This window comes from Solibacillus sp. FSL K6-1523, assembly GCF_038005225.1.
Classification (GTDB): domain Bacteria; phylum Bacillota; class Bacilli; order Bacillales_A; family Planococcaceae; genus Solibacillus.
The window spans coordinates 4108515-4124235 of sequence record NZ_JBBOSU010000001.1 but is presented as its reverse complement, the minus strand read 5'-3'; the positions used below and the strand labels follow the sequence as shown (position 1 = coordinate 4124235).

General features: G+C 37.4%; 17 protein-coding genes. 14 read left to right on the top strand and 3 right to left on the bottom strand.

The window, feature by feature from the left end:
* Positions 1-2 precede the first annotated feature (2 nt).
* Positions 3-1391 (bottom strand): FAD-dependent oxidoreductase, encoded by a 1389-nt coding sequence (locus MHI10_RS19870; RefSeq protein ID WP_340788568.1) that lies wholly within the window; start codon positions 1389-1391, stop codon positions 3-5.
* Positions 1392-1563: 172 nt separating this feature from the next.
* Between MHI10_RS19870 and MHI10_RS19865 the strand changes: the two genes are divergently transcribed.
* Both MHI10_RS19865 and MHI10_RS19860 read left to right on the top strand, forming a co-directional pair.
* On the top strand, positions 1564-2268 hold the full coding sequence (locus MHI10_RS19865; protein ID WP_340788565.1) for a DsbA family oxidoreductase: 705 nt from the start codon (positions 1564-1566) through the stop codon (positions 2266-2268).
* Positions 2269-2501: 233 nt separating this feature from the next.
* The gene (locus tag MHI10_RS19860; RefSeq protein ID WP_340788562.1) at positions 2502-3140 is read left to right on the top strand and encodes an FMN-dependent NADH-azoreductase; all 639 of its coding nucleotides are present in this window, start codon (positions 2502-2504) and stop codon (positions 3138-3140) included.
* 57 nt (positions 3141-3197) lie between these two features.
* Here MHI10_RS19860 and MHI10_RS19855 read toward each other — a convergent pair whose 3' ends face one another.
* Together MHI10_RS19855 and MHI10_RS19850 are read right to left on the bottom strand one after the other, a co-directional pair.
* On the bottom strand, positions 3198-3542 hold the full coding sequence (locus MHI10_RS19855) for a DUF2500 domain-containing protein (protein WP_340788561.1): 345 nt from the start codon (positions 3540-3542) through the stop codon (positions 3198-3200).
* Between the two features lie 25 nt (positions 3543-3567).
* A complete protein-coding gene (locus tag MHI10_RS19850) occupies positions 3568-4092 on the bottom strand; it encodes a YceI family protein (protein ID WP_340788559.1) in 525 nt (174 codons plus the stop codon).
* A gap of 187 nt (positions 4093-4279) precedes the next feature.
* Here MHI10_RS19850 and MHI10_RS19845 point away from each other — a divergent pair, with 187 nt between their 5' ends.
* The 12 genes from MHI10_RS19845 (at position 4280) to MHI10_RS19790 (ending at position 15676) form a co-directional block, all read left to right on the top strand.
* Positions 4280-4585, top strand: a complete 306-nt coding sequence (locus MHI10_RS19845) for a winged helix-turn-helix transcriptional regulator (protein WP_340788557.1) — start codon at positions 4280-4282, stop codon at positions 4583-4585.
* An 83-nt stretch (positions 4586-4668) separates the two neighbouring features.
* On the top strand, positions 4669-5580 hold the full coding sequence (gene murB, locus MHI10_RS19840) for a UDP-N-acetylmuramate dehydrogenase (RefSeq protein ID WP_340788555.1): 912 nt from the start codon (positions 4669-4671) through the stop codon (positions 5578-5580).
* 132 nt (positions 5581-5712) lie between these two features.
* Positions 5713-6471: an exodeoxyribonuclease III gene (locus MHI10_RS19835; RefSeq protein ID WP_340788553.1), complete on the top strand. Its 759-nt coding sequence runs from the start codon at positions 5713-5715 to the stop codon at positions 6469-6471.
* 98 nt (positions 6472-6569) lie between these two features.
* A complete protein-coding gene (locus tag MHI10_RS19830) occupies positions 6570-8969 on the top strand; it encodes a penicillin acylase family protein (RefSeq protein WP_340788550.1) in 2400 nt (799 codons plus the stop codon).
* A gap of 227 nt (positions 8970-9196) precedes the next feature.
* The gene (locus MHI10_RS19825) at positions 9197-9541 is read left to right on the top strand and encodes an ArsR/SmtB family transcription factor (protein WP_340788546.1); all 345 of its coding nucleotides are present in this window, start codon (positions 9197-9199) and stop codon (positions 9539-9541) included.
* 5 nt (positions 9542-9546) lie between these two features.
* Entirely contained in the window at positions 9547-11661 is a 2115-nt protein-coding gene (locus MHI10_RS19820) for a heavy metal translocating P-type ATPase (protein ID WP_340788544.1), read from the top strand.
* A 167-nt stretch (positions 11662-11828) separates the two neighbouring features.
* Positions 11829-12107 (top strand): late competence development ComFB family protein, encoded by a 279-nt coding sequence (locus MHI10_RS19815; protein WP_340788541.1) that lies wholly within the window; start codon positions 11829-11831, stop codon positions 12105-12107.
* 108 nt (positions 12108-12215) lie between these two features.
* The gene (gene mntR / locus MHI10_RS19810; protein ID WP_340788538.1) at positions 12216-12620 is read left to right on the top strand and encodes a transcriptional regulator MntR; all 405 of its coding nucleotides are present in this window, start codon (positions 12216-12218) and stop codon (positions 12618-12620) included.
* 42 nt (positions 12621-12662) lie between these two features.
* Entirely contained in the window at positions 12663-13520 is an 858-nt protein-coding gene (locus MHI10_RS19805; RefSeq protein ID WP_340788536.1) for a CvfB family protein, read from the top strand.
* A 124-nt stretch (positions 13521-13644) separates the two neighbouring features.
* Positions 13645-14565, top strand: coding sequence for a DUF1002 domain-containing protein (locus tag MHI10_RS19800; protein WP_340788533.1), 921 nt, complete (start codon positions 13645-13647; stop codon positions 14563-14565).
* Between the two features lie 90 nt (positions 14566-14655).
* On the top strand, positions 14656-14937 hold the full coding sequence (locus MHI10_RS19795; RefSeq protein WP_340788531.1) for a GNAT family N-acetyltransferase: 282 nt from the start codon (positions 14656-14658) through the stop codon (positions 14935-14937).
* Positions 14938-15337: 400 nt separating this feature from the next.
* Positions 15338-15676 carry a hypothetical protein gene (locus MHI10_RS19790; RefSeq protein ID WP_340788529.1) on the top strand — a complete coding sequence of 113 codons (339 nt, stop codon included), beginning with the start codon at positions 15338-15340 and terminating at the stop codon, positions 15674-15676.
* Positions 15677-15721: the final 45 nt, after the last annotated feature.

Sequence of the window (15721 nt, the reverse complement as noted above, 5' to 3'; positions counted from 1 at the left end):
TGTTACAGTTCACCTTGCCCATGTTGCAACTTTGTCATGTCTAATGGATAAACAGCGGGACCTTCAATTACTTGTCCGTGTTCATCATACCGTGAACCATGGCATGGGCAATCCCATGTGCGGTCAGCATCATTCCACCGTGTTTTACAACCGAGATGAGTACAGCGTGGTGCATTTGCCCGTGTCACATGACCTTTAATAAATTCCTTACCAACAAAGCCACCCGTTTGAATCATGAAATACAGTTTATCACCGAAGCTAGAGCGGCTTGGTGAAAATAATTCTGTGGCAGGATGTGGTGTTTTTGAAATTAAGTTGCTTATAATTTCCCCAGCAACGAGCGCGGTTGAAAGACCCCACTTATTAAAGCCGGTTGCAATATACATACTATCGTCATTTGGAGATAGCTGCCCGATGTAAGGAACTTTATCGGGTGTTTGAATATCTTGTGCGCTCCAACTATATTTCGGAGCAGGCAAACCAAATTGATTTTTTAATTCCGTGTGGAGCGTTGTATAAAATGGTTCCGTATGTGTAACAGTTCCAGCTGTATGTGAGCGACCACCATAAACAAAATAAGGCACGTTATTAATAAGCGCTGTCCGTATTGTCCGAGTTTGTTCATCAATGCTTATATATTGCTCTTGTAATAATTGCGTACACTTCGTAGCGGTCAAATAGGAACGATCTACTTGAAGTTTTACACTATACAATCGCCGAAGTGACTCAATTGGGTAATGCGTGCATAAGATGAGTTTTTTATATTGAATATCATGCCCTTGTTCAGTGGATACGCATTTTTTATTGGAATGAATTTGTGTAACACGTGTATTTAAAAAGAGTTCTGCACCATGTTGTCTAGCAAGTTGTACAAAATGTTGAGCAAAAAAGAAGGGATTAATTTGCCCTTCACCTTTCATACCAAGTGCTAATTGTGCGGATAATGCGAGCTCTGTTTCATTTGTTGCAACGTAGGGAATCCCTATTTTCTTATAACATTCGGCTTCCGCAGCCAATTGTTCTTTACCAGTAGAGGTACCTGTATATAAAAAAGAGGTAGCTCGTGAAAAACTAGGGGGATTCGTTTCAAGTGCACGTTCAATTGCCGAATGATTCGCTTCATAATAAAGCTTCCCTTGCTCCGTTGTTAAGGCTGAATAAATTAAGCTATGCTGTGCCGTTAATTTACCTGTTGAAAAGGCTGTTGTACCGTGTGAAAATTCACTAAGCGCTTCGATTAATACGACGTGGAAGCCCTTTTTTGCAAGTAAATAAGCGTTGTAAATGCCATTAAGCCCCCCTCCGATAATACAAATATCGCATTGAATGGATTGTTTTAATGATGGAGCAGAAATCGTAGGAACATGTTCTAACCAGAGCGACTGTTTCAATATATCACCTTTTTATTTTTAGGATGATGATAATGTTCATATTTTATACAACGTATTAATAATGGCTACTAAGGTCTCCGTTCTGAAAGGAATTAATGATGTAGATTGCAATCCGCTTAATGTACATATTTTTAGTATTCCGATACAATACATTACGAGGAGAGTGAATCAAATGAAAATTGAAGTTTGGTCAGATTATGTATGTCCATTTTGTTATATCGGTAAAAGACAATTAGAAATCGCGTTGAAAAAAACAGGTTATGAACAGGCGGTAGAGATTGAATATAAAAGTTATTTATTAGATCCAAATACACCTGTGGATGCCGCGGGATCAGTTTACGATGATTTACAACAGAAATATAATATGTCTTTAGAAGAAGTAAAAAATATGTCTGACAATGTTAAGATGCGAGCAAAAGACGTTGGGTTAGATTACAATTTTGACGATATGAAAACAGCTAACACAGTGAAAGCGCATCGTTTAGCAAAATGGGCAGAGGCAGAAGGTAAAGGGAAAGAATTTACGGAGCTTGTGCTAAAAGCATATTTCTTAGAAGGGCAAGCAATTGGGCAGGCGGATGTTTTATTAGCGCTTGTTGAAAAAGCGGGCTTATCATCAGATGCAGCGAAAGAAATTATCGCGAGTAATCAATTTGAAGATGAAGTACATCAAGATATTGCCGTTGCACAGCAACTAGGCGTGCGCGGTGTACCATTTTTCGTAATTGATAATAAGTACGGTATTGCTGGAGCGCAACCACAAGAGGTTTTTGAGCAAACGATTGAAAAGGCGGCTCAAGAAGCGGGCTTAAGAAAACCTTTAAATATGCAAGGTGGGAATGGTCCTACTTGCACAGATGATTCTTGTGAAATTTAAGACTTTCCTGAATAGGGGAACTGTAGTGAACCATCACGTCCTGCGGCAAATTCTGAGTGACTGGTATCGTACTAGTCCAATGCCTCCGGACGTAATTATATAAATTATAATAGACATCAGTCTAAAGTCTGAGGATAATCCAGTTGATTTTTTACGAATAATTGTATATTATAATAAAGTACCTCGAAATCGAGATATATAAAATTAGGATAACTAAGGAGAGTTAACATAGTATGACAAACGTATTAGTAATTAAAGCGAACAACCGCCCAGATGGCGTATCAACAAAAATGTATGAAACATTCATGGCAGAAGCTGCTAAAGTAGAAGGTTTAACACTTTCAACTTTTGACGTATTTGAAGAAAACTTAGAGTACTTCGGTCAAGAATTATTCAACGCTTTCGGTAAAGCACAAGCTGGTGAAGCATTAACAGCTCGTGAGCAAGCTTCAATCGAATCAATGAACAAATCTCGTGAAGCATTAACAGCTGCTGATTTAGTAGTATTTGCTTTCCCATTATGGAACTTAACAATTCCTGCAGCATTACAATCATTCATCGATTACACTTACAGCGCAGGCTACTCATTCAAATATGATGAGAACGGTAACTTAGTAAGCTTAATGACAGACAAAAAATATATGGTATTATCAGCTCGTGGTGGCATTTACTCAACACCAGAAACAGCTCCAATGGAAATGGCTGCAACATACATCAACACAGTAATGAGCGGTGTATATGGTATGGCAAAAGTAGGCGAAGTAATTATCGAAGGTCACAATGCTAACCAAGCAGAAGCTGCAAACATTATTGAAGCAGGTTTAGCGCAAGTTAAAGAAGTTGCACAAAAATTAGCTACAGTAACAGCTTAATTATAATATGAAAAGGCTTCTCGCAATTTGCGAGAAGCTTTTTATATTTATAGCTTTTTATTTCTGGCGCTCAAATGAAATAAAACGACTTCCCTGGAAAGCTAATAACCCTAAATCCTTCTCAACGAGCATCCCAAATTGCTCACCTTTTACTTCGAATTCCATTCGATCACCACTCTGCACTTCAAATGTGACAAAATAAGTTGTGTAAGAGCGCTCCCCTCGTACAGTAGTTCTTTTCGTTACTACTTGTGCAGGAACAGATAGCAATGGAGAATTATTGTTCTTGATACCCTGCTTAACGTTAGAAAATACACTGTAAATAATAATTCCAAATATTGTAATGATGAAAAGCGGAACTATTATAGTAAAAATTGAAAAAAACCCATCATCGAAATACATATAAACCTTCCTTTTCCTTTTGAAATTATAAAGGATTTAATGCCAATTCAACATTGATTTGAACGTCTTCACCAATTAAAACCCCACCAGACTCAAGTGCAGCATTGTATGTTAAGTTAAAATTTTTACGATTGAGGAGTGTTGTACATGAAAAGCCGTAAGCATCTGTATTCCACGGACTTTTGACATGACCGGAATAAATGACATCAAAAACAACTTCTTTTGTGAGGTCTTTAATTGTTAAATCGCCAATCAGCTTAAAATTTTTATTGTCACCTTCTGTTGCTGTCTTTATAAACGTAATTTTAGGGTAACGATCAGCATCGAAAAAATCAGCGGATACTAAATGATGATCACGTGAATGATCACGTGTATTAATACTTGCGACATCTAGATCAAAGCGAATTTCGGCATTTTTAAAATCCTCTATTTGCTCCATTTGTACATGACCAGAAAACGAATTAAATCCTCCGTGAATTTTAGAAATCATCATATGTTTGATCGAAAAATTAATAGATGAATGTCTGAAGTCAATAGCATATGTAGTCATGGTATATCCCCCTAAATAGTTCGAACTGTATTTATATGTTTATCATAAAATACTTGGATATTAATTACAACGATTGGAAGTAAGCTACTTACTTTTCGTAATTGAAGGAAAGTGTTAAAATAAAATAAAGAAAGTATACATTTTACTAATTTATATTGTATAGAATTAAAATATAGAGGTGAAAAAAGTGAAAGAAACACCATTATGTCCACGATTATCAAAAGCGATGGAGCTTGTAGGGAAGCGATGGACGGCATTAATTATTTATCAATTATTAGATGGAGCACAACGTTTTAATGCGATTGAATCCTCATTACCGATTAGTGGTCGCTTATTGTCTGAGCGTCTTAAAGAGTTAGAGAAGGAAGGTATTGTAGAACGTAATGTTTTTTCTGAAGTTCCGATTCGAGTAGAGTATTCATTAACTGAAAAAGGACACTCTCTTGAGCAAGTTGTCAGAGAAATTGAAGATTGGTCGAAAAAGTGGTTGTAGGAATGCAGTTTTACTTGTAAAAAGCACGGTAAAAACAGATACTAAAGGAGTACTGAGCTTTAGCAAGAAAGGAAATGGCTTTTATGACATTGAATCAATGGGAACTAGATTTAGCACAGTGGGTTCCAGCACATAATATAAAACGAAACGAATCATTAAAAAAATATACGATGACCAAACTTGGCGGTAAGGCAGATTTATTCGTTTTACCTGAAACAGAAGAGCAAGCAGCAGCAGTTGTAAAATACGCACATGAACATCAAATTCCACTACTTATGTTAGGGAATGGTTCGAATATGGTTGTCCGTGACGGTGGGATTCGTGGTATTGTACTACATTTTTCTTTATTAAATGAAGTTCGCATTGAGGGGAACACGATCATCGTGCAAAGTGGTGCACTTATTAAAGAAGTATCTAAAATGGCGGCGGCTCAATGTTTAACGGGTTTTGAATTTGCATGTGGTATTCCGGGTTCAATCGGGGGTGCGATGGCAATGAATGCTGGTGCATACGGGGGCGAAGTGAAAGATATTGTTACCTCTTGTACCCTACTTACACCAGAAGGCGAACAAATCATTTTAACGAATGAACAGCTTGAATTGTCGTACCGAAAAAGCATTATTGCTAAAAATGGTTATTATGTACTTTCAGCAACATTCGAATTAACACATGGTGACCAGCAAGAAATTGATGCCAAAATAGCAGATTTAACACATCAGCGTGAATCAAAACAGCCGTTAGAATATCCATCTGCGGGCAGTGTGTTTAAACGTCCACCAGGCTATTTTGCTGGAAAGCTAATACAAGACAGTGATTTACAAGGTAAAGGCGTAGGTGGAGCAGAGGTTTCTACAAAACATGCAGGCTTTATTATTAATAAAGACAATGCATCCGCAACGGACTATATCGAAACAATTAAAATGGTGCAAAAAGTTGTGAAGGAAAAATTTAATGTAGATCTTGAGATGGAAGTTAAAATCGTCGGCGAGGACTAACTAAGAAGGCACTTTTCGTATATAAAACGTAAAGTGTCTCTTTTTATTTTCTTTCAGTGAATATGCAAGCACAAATCAAAAATGGAACAAATGTTATCCAAGGGGTAATGGATTAATGGAAGGAAGAGAACAATGAAATTTATTTCGTGGAATGTAAATGGAATACGAGCATGTGTGAAAAAGGGATTTTTGGATTACTTTATGGAAATGGATGCAGACTTTTTTTGCATACAGGAAACAAAATGCCAAGCGGGGCAAATTGAATTACAACTAAAAGGCTATTATCAATATTGGAATTATGCACAGAAAAAAGGGTACTCCGGAACAGCTATCTTTACAAAGCATGAGCCTTTAAATGTTTCTTATGGTGTCGGAGAGGAAGAGTCCGAAGCAGAAGGGCGAATTATTACATTAGAATACGAAAATTATTACGTTGTGAATGTGTATACACCGAATGCACAGCGTGATTTGGCACGACTGGATTTCCGACTGCTTTGGGAAGACAAGCTTGCCCTGTATTTAAAAGAGCTTGATGCGAAAAAGCCAGTTATCTATTGCGGAGATCTAAATGTTGCACACGAAGAGATTGATATTAAAAATGCAAAATCCAATAAAGGTAACTCAGGATTTACGATAGAAGAGCGCGGGAAAATGACGGAATTATTGGCGAGTGGCTTCACCGATACATTCCGACATGGTCACCCGCATGAAACCGATCATTTTACGTGGTGGTCTTACATGAATAGTGTCCGTGAAAGAAATATAGGGTGGCGTATCGATTATTTCATCCTATCGAATCGATTGGTAGCAAATATTACAGAAGCAAGTATTCATGCTCAAATTTTAGGAAGCGATCATTGTCCAATTTTACTAAAACTAAATAACAAATAAAGTTGGATAAGAATAGATTTGCAGGATTTTGTCAAAATGTGTGGAAATTAATATAAGTGATATTCAGAATGATTACATAGACAATAGGGGTGGATAAAATGGCACGACAGGCAACAAAATCGAAAAAAAGCAAATTATTTAAAATCGCAATGTGGGTACTGGGAATACTCCTCGTTACCGGTGGTGCTGCCGTTGCAGGATTACAAATATATCTTTCACAATCGAAGCCACTAATTAAAGGGGAAGCGGTTGTTTCGATTTTAGAAAGCGAGGTAAAAGTAACGCGTGATGAAGTAGGGGTTCCACATATTGAAGCGCAATCGGATGCTGATTTATACCGGGCACAAGGTTATGTGCAAGCGCAAGACCGCCTGTTTCAAATGGATTTAGCGCGTCGTCAAGCAAGTGGTAACTTAGCAGAAGTAATTGGAGAAGCTGCGGTTAGTACCGACAAATATTTCCGTACATTTAGTTTGCGCCGTGCAGCAGAGCGCTCATGGGATGGCTATGATGACGAATCGAAACAAGTTTTAGAGTGGTTTGCGGAAGGGGTTAATACTTTTATAGATGAAGTAAAAGGAACGAGCAAGCTATCCTATGAATTTAAGGTGCTCGGCTATACACCTGAACCTTGGACGCCAATGGATTCTCTAACAATCGGTAAATATATGGCGTATGATTTAGGGGGCAACTGGAATCAACAAGCATTCCGTTCATGGGCAATACAAAATTATTCACAGGAGCAAGTAGAAGAATTATTTGTAGAATATCCTGAAAATGCAAAATCAATTATTGAAGCGAATTTAAATATAAAAACAAATGTGGCAACAGCTTTTACTGCTGATTATTTACCACCAGAATTTAATGGGAGTAATAACTGGGTTGTATCAGGTGAACTTACAGAGTCAGGGAAGCCGTTACTTGCAGACGATCCTCATTTAGGGTTAAGCACACCATCCGTTTGGTATCAAATGCATTTACAATCGCCAGAGCAAAATGTAAGTGGTGTTATTTTCGCTGGGATTCCAGGTATTATTTTAGGACATAATGAAGAAATTGCTTGGGGTGTAACGAACGTCAATCCAGATGTACAAGATTTATATATTGAAACGCCAAACCCAGAAAATCCATATCAATTTAAATATGATGGACAATGGGAAGATGCAACAGTACGCCAAGAGCCGATTAAAGTAAAAGGTGGGCAGACGGTTGATTTTGAAGTGGTGGAAACGAGACATGGGCCAATCATTTCGAACATTATTACAAAGGAAACGGAAGTAAAAGAGCAGTTTTCGATGCAATGGACAGCTCTGCAATCAACGCAGGAATTAAAGGCAATTATGGGCTTTAACAAGGCGACGAATTGGGATGAATTTGAGCTCGCTTTAGAAGACTTTAAAGCACCCGCGCAAAATTTCGTATTTGCGTCAACAGATGGGCAAATTGCCTATAAAGCAAATGGTTTAGTGCCAATTCGCAAGCAAGGTACAGGTGCACTGCCAGTACCAGGTGATTCCTCTGCCTATGGTTGGGAAAGCTATATTCCGTTTGATGAATTGCCAACAGTGATTGATCCGGTAGAAGGCTTTGTTGCAACGGCAAATAATGAAGTCATCGGAAAAGAGTACCCGTATCATCTGTCAAATCTTTGGGCGCAGCCATATCGTTATGAGCGTATTGTCGAAATGATTGTAGATGAAAAAGCAGATAAGCAAATAAAGTTAACTGCAGAAGATATGAAAAACATGCAAATGGATAAGAAAAACTTGCATGCAGTGGAATTTTTACCAGGGTTTTTAGAAACGATTAAAGCGAAAGATTCAGATGGGAAATATAAAGAAGCAATTACACTGTTAGAAGAGTGGGATTACTTTGATGATCAAGATCAAGGTGCACCGCTTATTTATCACTTTTTATTTGAAAATATGAAAAAGTCTTTATTTGAAGATGCGATGCCAGCAGATATTTATAAAATGATGCCTGCTAAAGCGCAAATTACAAATGACATGCTACAAGATGCATATGCCGGAAACCCGGGTGTTTGGATTACAGATGAAGGCGGATTAGATACATTTGTCTATACGGCTTTTGAAGATGCGATTGTGAAAATTCAAGATGAATTCGGGAAGTCTGTATCAAAATGGAAATGGGGCAACTATAGTCAGCTGACGTTTAATCATCCATTATCAAGTGCTTCGGATTTAATAGCTAGCTACTTAAATCCAAAAAAGGTACCAGTAGGTGGATCAAGCGTAACGGTACAAGCGGCTGCTGAAGATGGTAAAGGGAACGTCAATCATGGTGCATCATGGCGCTTCGTAGCAGACTTACAAAATTTATCTGCAGCTGAGCACATAGTAGGTCCTGGTCAAAGCGGGCATATAAAATCAAAGTGGTACGATAATCAAGTAGCTGATTGGGTATCTGGCAATTACCATAAAACAAATATTAACGATGAAGTTGATACAACCTATGAGCTCATATTGAAAGCGCAATAAAGAATCGGAAGTAAAGAAAAAATAATATGAAAAAGGGATTTCGACCTTGTGTTGAAACCCTTTTTTTATGCTATGTCCGTCACGTATGTCTCCGTTAGTCAAGCATATACATACTCAAATATTTATAAAATACCTTCTAATTGTCCCGGACATTCAAACGTTGGTTTGAATAAGATGTAGCATTAAGTTATAATACAATCAAACGAACATTTGAATGAGGTGATGATGTGACAAAGGAAACTTGTGAAGTGATTACGATTAATGAAGAGGCAGTACAACGTGTACAACAACAAATGCCAGAGCTTTCAAAAGTTGCTAGGTTTTTAAAAGCACTAGCAGATGAAACGCGCTTAAAAATTGCTTACGCTTTAACGATAGAGAAACGATTGTGCGTATGTGATGTTGCGGCGATTATTGGTTCAAGTACAGCAACCGCCTCCCATCATTTACGCTATTTAAAAGAACATGCTTTAGCAAAATCGACACGTGAAGGTAAGTTGATGTACTACTCATTAGCGGATGACCATGTTTATCAAATCGTTACAATTGCATACGAACATTCAAGGGAGTGAACGGGATGGCGCAAAAGACTGAACAATTTCGATTAGAAAATTTATCTTGTGCGAATTGTGCAGCGAAATTTGAACGGAATATACGTGAAATTTCTACTGTGGAAGAGGTGCAGCTAAACTTTGGTGCAGCAAAGTTAACCGTTACAGGTGACGTTACAGTTGCACAGTTAGAAGAGGCTGGAGCATTTGATGGCATAAAAGTAGCTTTAGCTAATGAACGGAAAAAAGTGAATTCGATACCATTTTACAAGCGAAAAGAAAATCTATTAGCCGCCTTTTCACTAGCCTTTGTTTTCTTTGGTTTGATTGTGAGCTTTACGAAAGGGGAAGGGCATATACTAGCGAATAGCTTATATGCCATCGCCATTATTGTAGGTGGGTTCCCGATTTTTAAAACGGGAGTTCAAAATTTAAGAAACTTAGAATTTGATATGAAAACATTAATGACAATTGCCATTATTGGTGCAGCTATTATTGGAGAGTGGCAGGAAGCAGCAATTGTTGTATTCTTATTTGCTGTCAGTGAAGCGTTGGAAGCCTATTCTATGAACAAAGCGCGTCAATCCATTTCACAGTTGATTGATATTGCGCCGCCCACTGCATCTATTAAACGAGCGCACGGCGAACATTTTCATGAGATGGAAGTGGCAACGGAAGATATTCAAATTGGTGATATTTTAATCGTCAAGCCAGGGCAAAAAATTGCGATGGATGGGATTGTCATCGAGGGTGTTTCAACGGTGAATCAAGCTGCGATTACAGGGGAGTCAATACCTGTAAAGAAAACGGTGGAAGATTTAGTATTTGCAGGCACGCTAAATGAAGAAGGTGCGCTTGAAATAAAAGTGACAAAGCGAGTAGAAGATACAACAATCGCGAAAATTATCCATTTAGTTGAAGAAGCTCAAGCTGAAAAAGCGCCATCACAAAAATTCGTTGACCGCTTTGCAAAATATTATACTCCAGCTATTATGGTAGTCGCGTTATTAGTTGCGGTCATTCCAGGCTTCATTACGGGGGATTGGCAACATTGGATTTATCAAGGGCTTGCGGTATTAGTAGTAGGTTGTCCTTGTGCGTTAATCATTTCAACACCTGTAGCAATTGTTACAGCTATCGGAAATGCCGCTAAACAGGGCGTATTGATTAAAGGTGGCGCCTACTTAGAAGAACTTGGTCGTATTCAAGCAGTGGCATTTGATAAGACGGGTACATTAACAAAAGGTCAGCCAGAAGTAGTGGCGATTTTAGCTGAAGAAGGACGAAATGAGCAGCAATTATTAGCGCAAATTGCAGCAGTAGAGAAAAAATCGCAACACCCATTAGCGCGTGCGATTCTCTCAAAAGCATTTGAGCAAAAAGTTCATATCCCTAGCGTAGAAAACTTCCAATCCGTAACGGGCAAAGGGGCTTATGCAAGCGTTAATGGCCAAATGATTTATGTAGGAAGCGTTAACTGGATTGAAACACTTGTACCAATTTCAGAAAAGTTACATGAAACGATTGAAAAATTGGCATCAGAAGGAAAGTCGGTCATTATTGCAGCGAATGAAACAGAACTGCTTGGTGTCCTTGCTATTGCGGATCAAGTGCGTGACGAAAGTAAAGAAGTGATCAAAGTGCTTCATGAAAATAAAATTCGTCATACGGTTATGTTGACAGGAGATGCAACGCAAACTGCAATCAAAATTGCTGAGGAACTGAGCATTGATGATGTGCGCGCGAATTTATTACCAGAAAATAAATTACAAGCGATGAAAGAGTTACAACAGCAGTATGGTACAGTTGCGATGATTGGGGATGGTGTCAATGATGCACCTGCATTAGCAGCAGCCGATATCGGTATTGCAATGGGTGGTGCAGGAACGGATGCCGCTCTAGAAACGGCACAAGTTGTGCTGATGAGTGATGATTTAACAAAGCTACCGTATACGATCAATTTAAGTAAAAAAACAGTGAAGATTATTAAGCAAAATATTATTTTCGCTTTAGGTTTAAAAGTAATTGCCTTATTATTAGTAATCCCTGGTTGGTTGACATTGTGGATTGCGATATTTGCAGATATGGGGGCAACTTTACTCGTTATTTTGAATTCACTACGATTATTAAAAACGAAATAGAATAAATTAATAAGATGGAAATTTAAAAATCACGTTTACACTACGAATAATTATGCTGAATCTAGAAAATAATAACGATTGGGAACTGAATAATTGAGTTATTTCAATGTACGGTATATGATTAGACGTAACATAAAACCAACAATTGAATGAGGCGAAAGTAAGAAATGTCGAATGGTAAATTGGTAAATGTGATGGAAGAAATTGTTCGAGGGCTTGTGAATTTTATGTTGCACGGTGTAGAGTATCAAACTTTTTGCCATTGTGAGCAATGTGAGATGGATGTTAATGCAATTGCATTAAATGTGTTGCCAGCAAGATATATAGTCTCACCAAAATCAAGAGACTTCGTATTTGAACAACTAAACACCCCAGAAAACCTTGAGGAAATAAATAAGCAAATTATTCGTGCGATTCATATAGTGAATCGATATCCAAGACATTAAAAAAGAGCTTTCTTCACTGAGAAGAGGGCTCTTTTACCGTTTTCAGTTAACTTTTCATGTGGAAATGTAGTAAACTTGAGATAGTATTTGGAAAGAGGGGAACAGACTATGCCAACACCTAGTATGGAGGACCACATAGAACAAATATATTTACTCATCGAAAATAAAGGATATGCCCGTGTGTCCGATATTGCGGAAGCTTTATCTGTTCTGCCTTCCTCAGTGACAAAGATGGTCCAAAAATTAGATAAAGACGGCTATTTAATTTATGAAAAATATCGAGGGTTAACTTTGACATCAAAAGGGCAAAAGTTAGGGAAGCGCCTCGTACAGAGACATGATTTATTAGAACAGTTTTTACGACTAATTGGTGTTGATGAGGAACGTATTTATGACGACGTTGAAGGTATCGAACATCATTTAAGTTGGAACTCAATAGACCGAATTGCAGATCTTGTTCAGCTTTTAGAAGAACAGCCCGAGCTGACAAAAAAGTTAGAACAAATGAAATAAAATCATAGTAAGTAATGATTGACAAGGAAAAGGGGATCATACATGAATCAATTAATGAAATCAGGACAAGTTGTAGATTTAACAATATTAGAAGAGCAAGGATCACGCTATATTTTAACAAACGGTGATATCGAAATTCCGTTAAATACTTCGGATGTAGAAGAGACATTAACAATTGGAGATATCGTAAAAGTATTTTTATACACAGACCGTCGTGGTAGCTTGCAAGCAACAACGGTAATTCCGCATATTACAGAAGCGAGTTATGGCTGGGCACGCGTATTAAAAGTGACGCAAGAAGGTGCTTTTTGTGATATTGGCACATCTCGTGAAGTACTTGTACGAGCGGAAGATTTACCTGCACTACAGGAAGTATGGCCACAAGCTGGGGATCATTTATATTTAACATTACGCACAGACCGCAACGGTGATTTATTTGGTCGTCTAATTACAGAAGAAAAAGTAAATGAAATGTATGAAGGTGCGCATGAGGATGCATTCAATAAAAACATTATTGCACGCCCGTATCGTTTATTACCAATTGGTTCGTTTTTAATTGGAGTAGAAGCTCCTTATCGTATTTTTGTACACCAATCTGAAATGAAGGCAGAGCCACGTTTAGGTCAGGATGTGCAAGTGCGTATTATTGATGTGAAAGAGGATGGCTCATTAAATGGTTCATTACTTCCACGTAAGCACGAAAGACTAGGGGAAGATGCGGAAAAAATCTTCGCTTATTTAGAAAGTGTTGGCGGAAAAATGCCGTTCCATGATAAATCAACACCTGAAGAAATTGAAGAAATGTTCAACATGAGTAAAGGTGCATTTAAACGCGCACTTGGAACATTAATGAAAGCTCGTAAAATCATACAACAAGATGGCTGGACGGAAATCGTTTAAGTCAACAACAATAACGAGAGAAAAGTAAAAGGCTAACAACATTGCAACCTTTTACTTTTTTTATTCGTACTATAAGGTAAATGCACATAGCATTAAATGTTCATTTTGAAAGGGGTATTTTAATATGAAACAAAAATGGATTGCACTCTTTGCAGTATTTGCACTTTTATTTTCAGGTATTTTTCCAATGTCCACATTTGCAGCGGACATGGCGCCGAAAAATCCAATCAATGAAAAATTAGGTGTACCAATTGTCGTTTATGGAAGTAATTTATCAGACGAGGAAAAGGACTATGTAAAAACGGCTTTACGGGTAGAGCAGGAATCTGAAATAGATGAAATAACAATCTCAGGACAAGATTTAGCCAAATACATTAAAGATAGTAACTCAAACTCGCGTATGTACTCATCTGCAAAAATTACGCGTCAAGATCAAGGGAAAGGGTTAACGATTAGTGTTGTTACCCCAGAAAATATTACACAAGTAACATCTGAAATGTATGCAAGTGCGATGTTAACAGCCGGAATTGAAGATGCAATTGTAGAAATTGCAGCGCCTAAGCCAGTAACAGGACACTCAGCATTAGTAGGTATTTATAAAGCATATGAGGTAAAAACAGGGGAAACATTAAATATCGAACGTACAGACGTTGCGAATGATGAGCTATCAGTTGCTACGTCATTGGCTGAAACGGCTGGTGTAAGCGATGAAAAGGTGGCAGAACTATTAACAGAAATTAAAAAAGTAATTGCTGAAAATAAGCCTGCTACAAAAGAAGAAGTACAAAAGATTGTAGAAGATCAATTAGCAAGGTTCCAAATAAATTTAAGTGATCAAGATCGCCAAATACTAGTAGATTTAATGAATCGAATTAGTAATTTAAATATCGACTTTAGTAAATTATCAAGCCAGCTTTCAGATTTGAGCTCAAAGTTTGAAGAAAAATTTGGAGCTATTTTAGAAGATGAAGGCTTCTGGCAAAGTGTAAAAAACTTTTTTAGTAATTTAATTGATACCATTTCTTCTTGGTTTACAAAAGAATAAGTGATTAAAAAGCTTCCAATTATGGAGGCTTTTTATTATTTATACTATTTAGAATTATGCTATATTTAATTTACAAAGAGGAGGGATAGTATGGAATTTAAATTGAACAAATCTAGTAACGGTCAAGGGGCATTTGAGTATGAGCTAGATGGGCAACGTGTAGCAGAAATTACTTGGATTGAGCAAGACGGGGTAATGTCAATGGATCACACATACGTATCTGATGTACTACGAGGTCAAGGCATGGCGAAAAAGCTGTTAGATGCAGCTGCAAACTATGCACGTGAAGAACAATTAAAAATGACGGCTGTTTGCTCTTATGTCGTTTCTGCATTTGAAAAAAGTAAAGAGTACGACGATATTAAAGTTTAAAAAATAACGGGCAAGTAATCAGACTAATAAATAAAGGATATTCGCTCACAATCGCTTTACGTGAATGAATATCCTTTTCTTTTCGTATTTACATCATTGTAAAAAGTGAAATAATAGTAGTAATAATAAGTGCTACACCGAAAAGAGCAGAAATTTCCATCCACTCAAAACCGACTTCTTTATCTTGGAACATATACACCACTCCTTTACGATAATACTAATAATCTACCCAAAAATACCTTAAATAAAACAATTGCATTAAAGACATACTATAAATACTTGAAATTTTTGCGATAAAGTTTCGAGTGGAAGACATCGTTTAGTTAGATGTTGAATGTTTTAAATGCGGCATTTAGGGTAAAAATACTAATAGGTAATTTATTTTCGGGAGGAATGCTTAATGGCGAAATTAAAAGGTAAAGGCGTTGTTTTAGCAGGTTTAGTTGCTGGAGTGGCCTCTATGTTAAGTAAAAAGGAAAACCGTGATAAAGCGGTCGGATTATTAAATGATGCAAAAACAAAAGCAACAAAGGTGATAGCAGATCAAAAGAAAAATTTCGAGAGTATGACAGCACAAAATAATTCTACTCAGGAAAATTTAATCGCAACTGGAGACGTAGCAGGCGATGTAGCACAAGCACCAGCTGGATCTAAAACTTTAACTATTCAAGAAAATAAGTTTATCGATGAAGGCGGCGCACAAACTGCAATCGATGCATTTAATAAGCATCAAGGTTAAGCAGATGTCACAGATTTTTTCTGTATTTATTTAAGTATGCTCGAT

What these genes read in the sequence shown, in the direction of transcription:
- MHI10_RS19865 (WP_340788565.1), top strand. Translation starts at nt 1,564, where the DNA reads ATGAAAATTGAAGTTTGGTCAGATTATGTATGTCCATTTTGTTATATC.
- MHI10_RS19860 (WP_340788562.1), top strand. Translation starts at nt 2,502, where the DNA reads ATGACAAACGTATTAGTAATTAAAGCGAACAACCGCCCAGATGGCGTA.
- MHI10_RS19855 (WP_340788561.1), bottom strand. Translation starts at nt 3,542, where the DNA reads ATGTATTTCGATGATGGGTTTTTTTCAATTTTTACTATAATAGTTCCG.
- MHI10_RS19850 (WP_340788559.1), bottom strand. Translation starts at nt 4,092, where the DNA reads ATGACTACATATGCTATTGACTTCAGACATTCATCTATTAATTTTTCG.
- murB (WP_340788555.1), top strand. Translation starts at nt 4,669, where the DNA reads ATGACATTGAATCAATGGGAACTAGATTTAGCACAGTGGGTTCCAGCA.
- MHI10_RS19835 (WP_340788553.1), top strand. Translation starts at nt 5,713, where the DNA reads ATGAAATTTATTTCGTGGAATGTAAATGGAATACGAGCATGTGTGAAA.
- MHI10_RS19830 (WP_340788550.1), top strand. Translation starts at nt 6,570, where the DNA reads ATGGCACGACAGGCAACAAAATCGAAAAAAAGCAAATTATTTAAAATC.
- MHI10_RS19820 (WP_340788544.1), top strand. Translation starts at nt 9,547, where the DNA reads ATGGCGCAAAAGACTGAACAATTTCGATTAGAAAATTTATCTTGTGCG.
- MHI10_RS19815 (WP_340788541.1), top strand. Translation starts at nt 11,829, where the DNA reads ATGTCGAATGGTAAATTGGTAAATGTGATGGAAGAAATTGTTCGAGGG.
- mntR (WP_340788538.1), top strand. Translation starts at nt 12,216, where the DNA reads ATGCCAACACCTAGTATGGAGGACCACATAGAACAAATATATTTACTC.
- MHI10_RS19805 (WP_340788536.1), top strand. Translation starts at nt 12,663, where the DNA reads ATGAATCAATTAATGAAATCAGGACAAGTTGTAGATTTAACAATATTA.
- MHI10_RS19800 (WP_340788533.1), top strand. Translation starts at nt 13,645, where the DNA reads ATGAAACAAAAATGGATTGCACTCTTTGCAGTATTTGCACTTTTATTT.
- MHI10_RS19795 (WP_340788531.1), top strand. Translation starts at nt 14,656, where the DNA reads ATGGAATTTAAATTGAACAAATCTAGTAACGGTCAAGGGGCATTTGAG.
- MHI10_RS19790 (WP_340788529.1), top strand. Translation starts at nt 15,338, where the DNA reads ATGGCGAAATTAAAAGGTAAAGGCGTTGTTTTAGCAGGTTTAGTTGCT.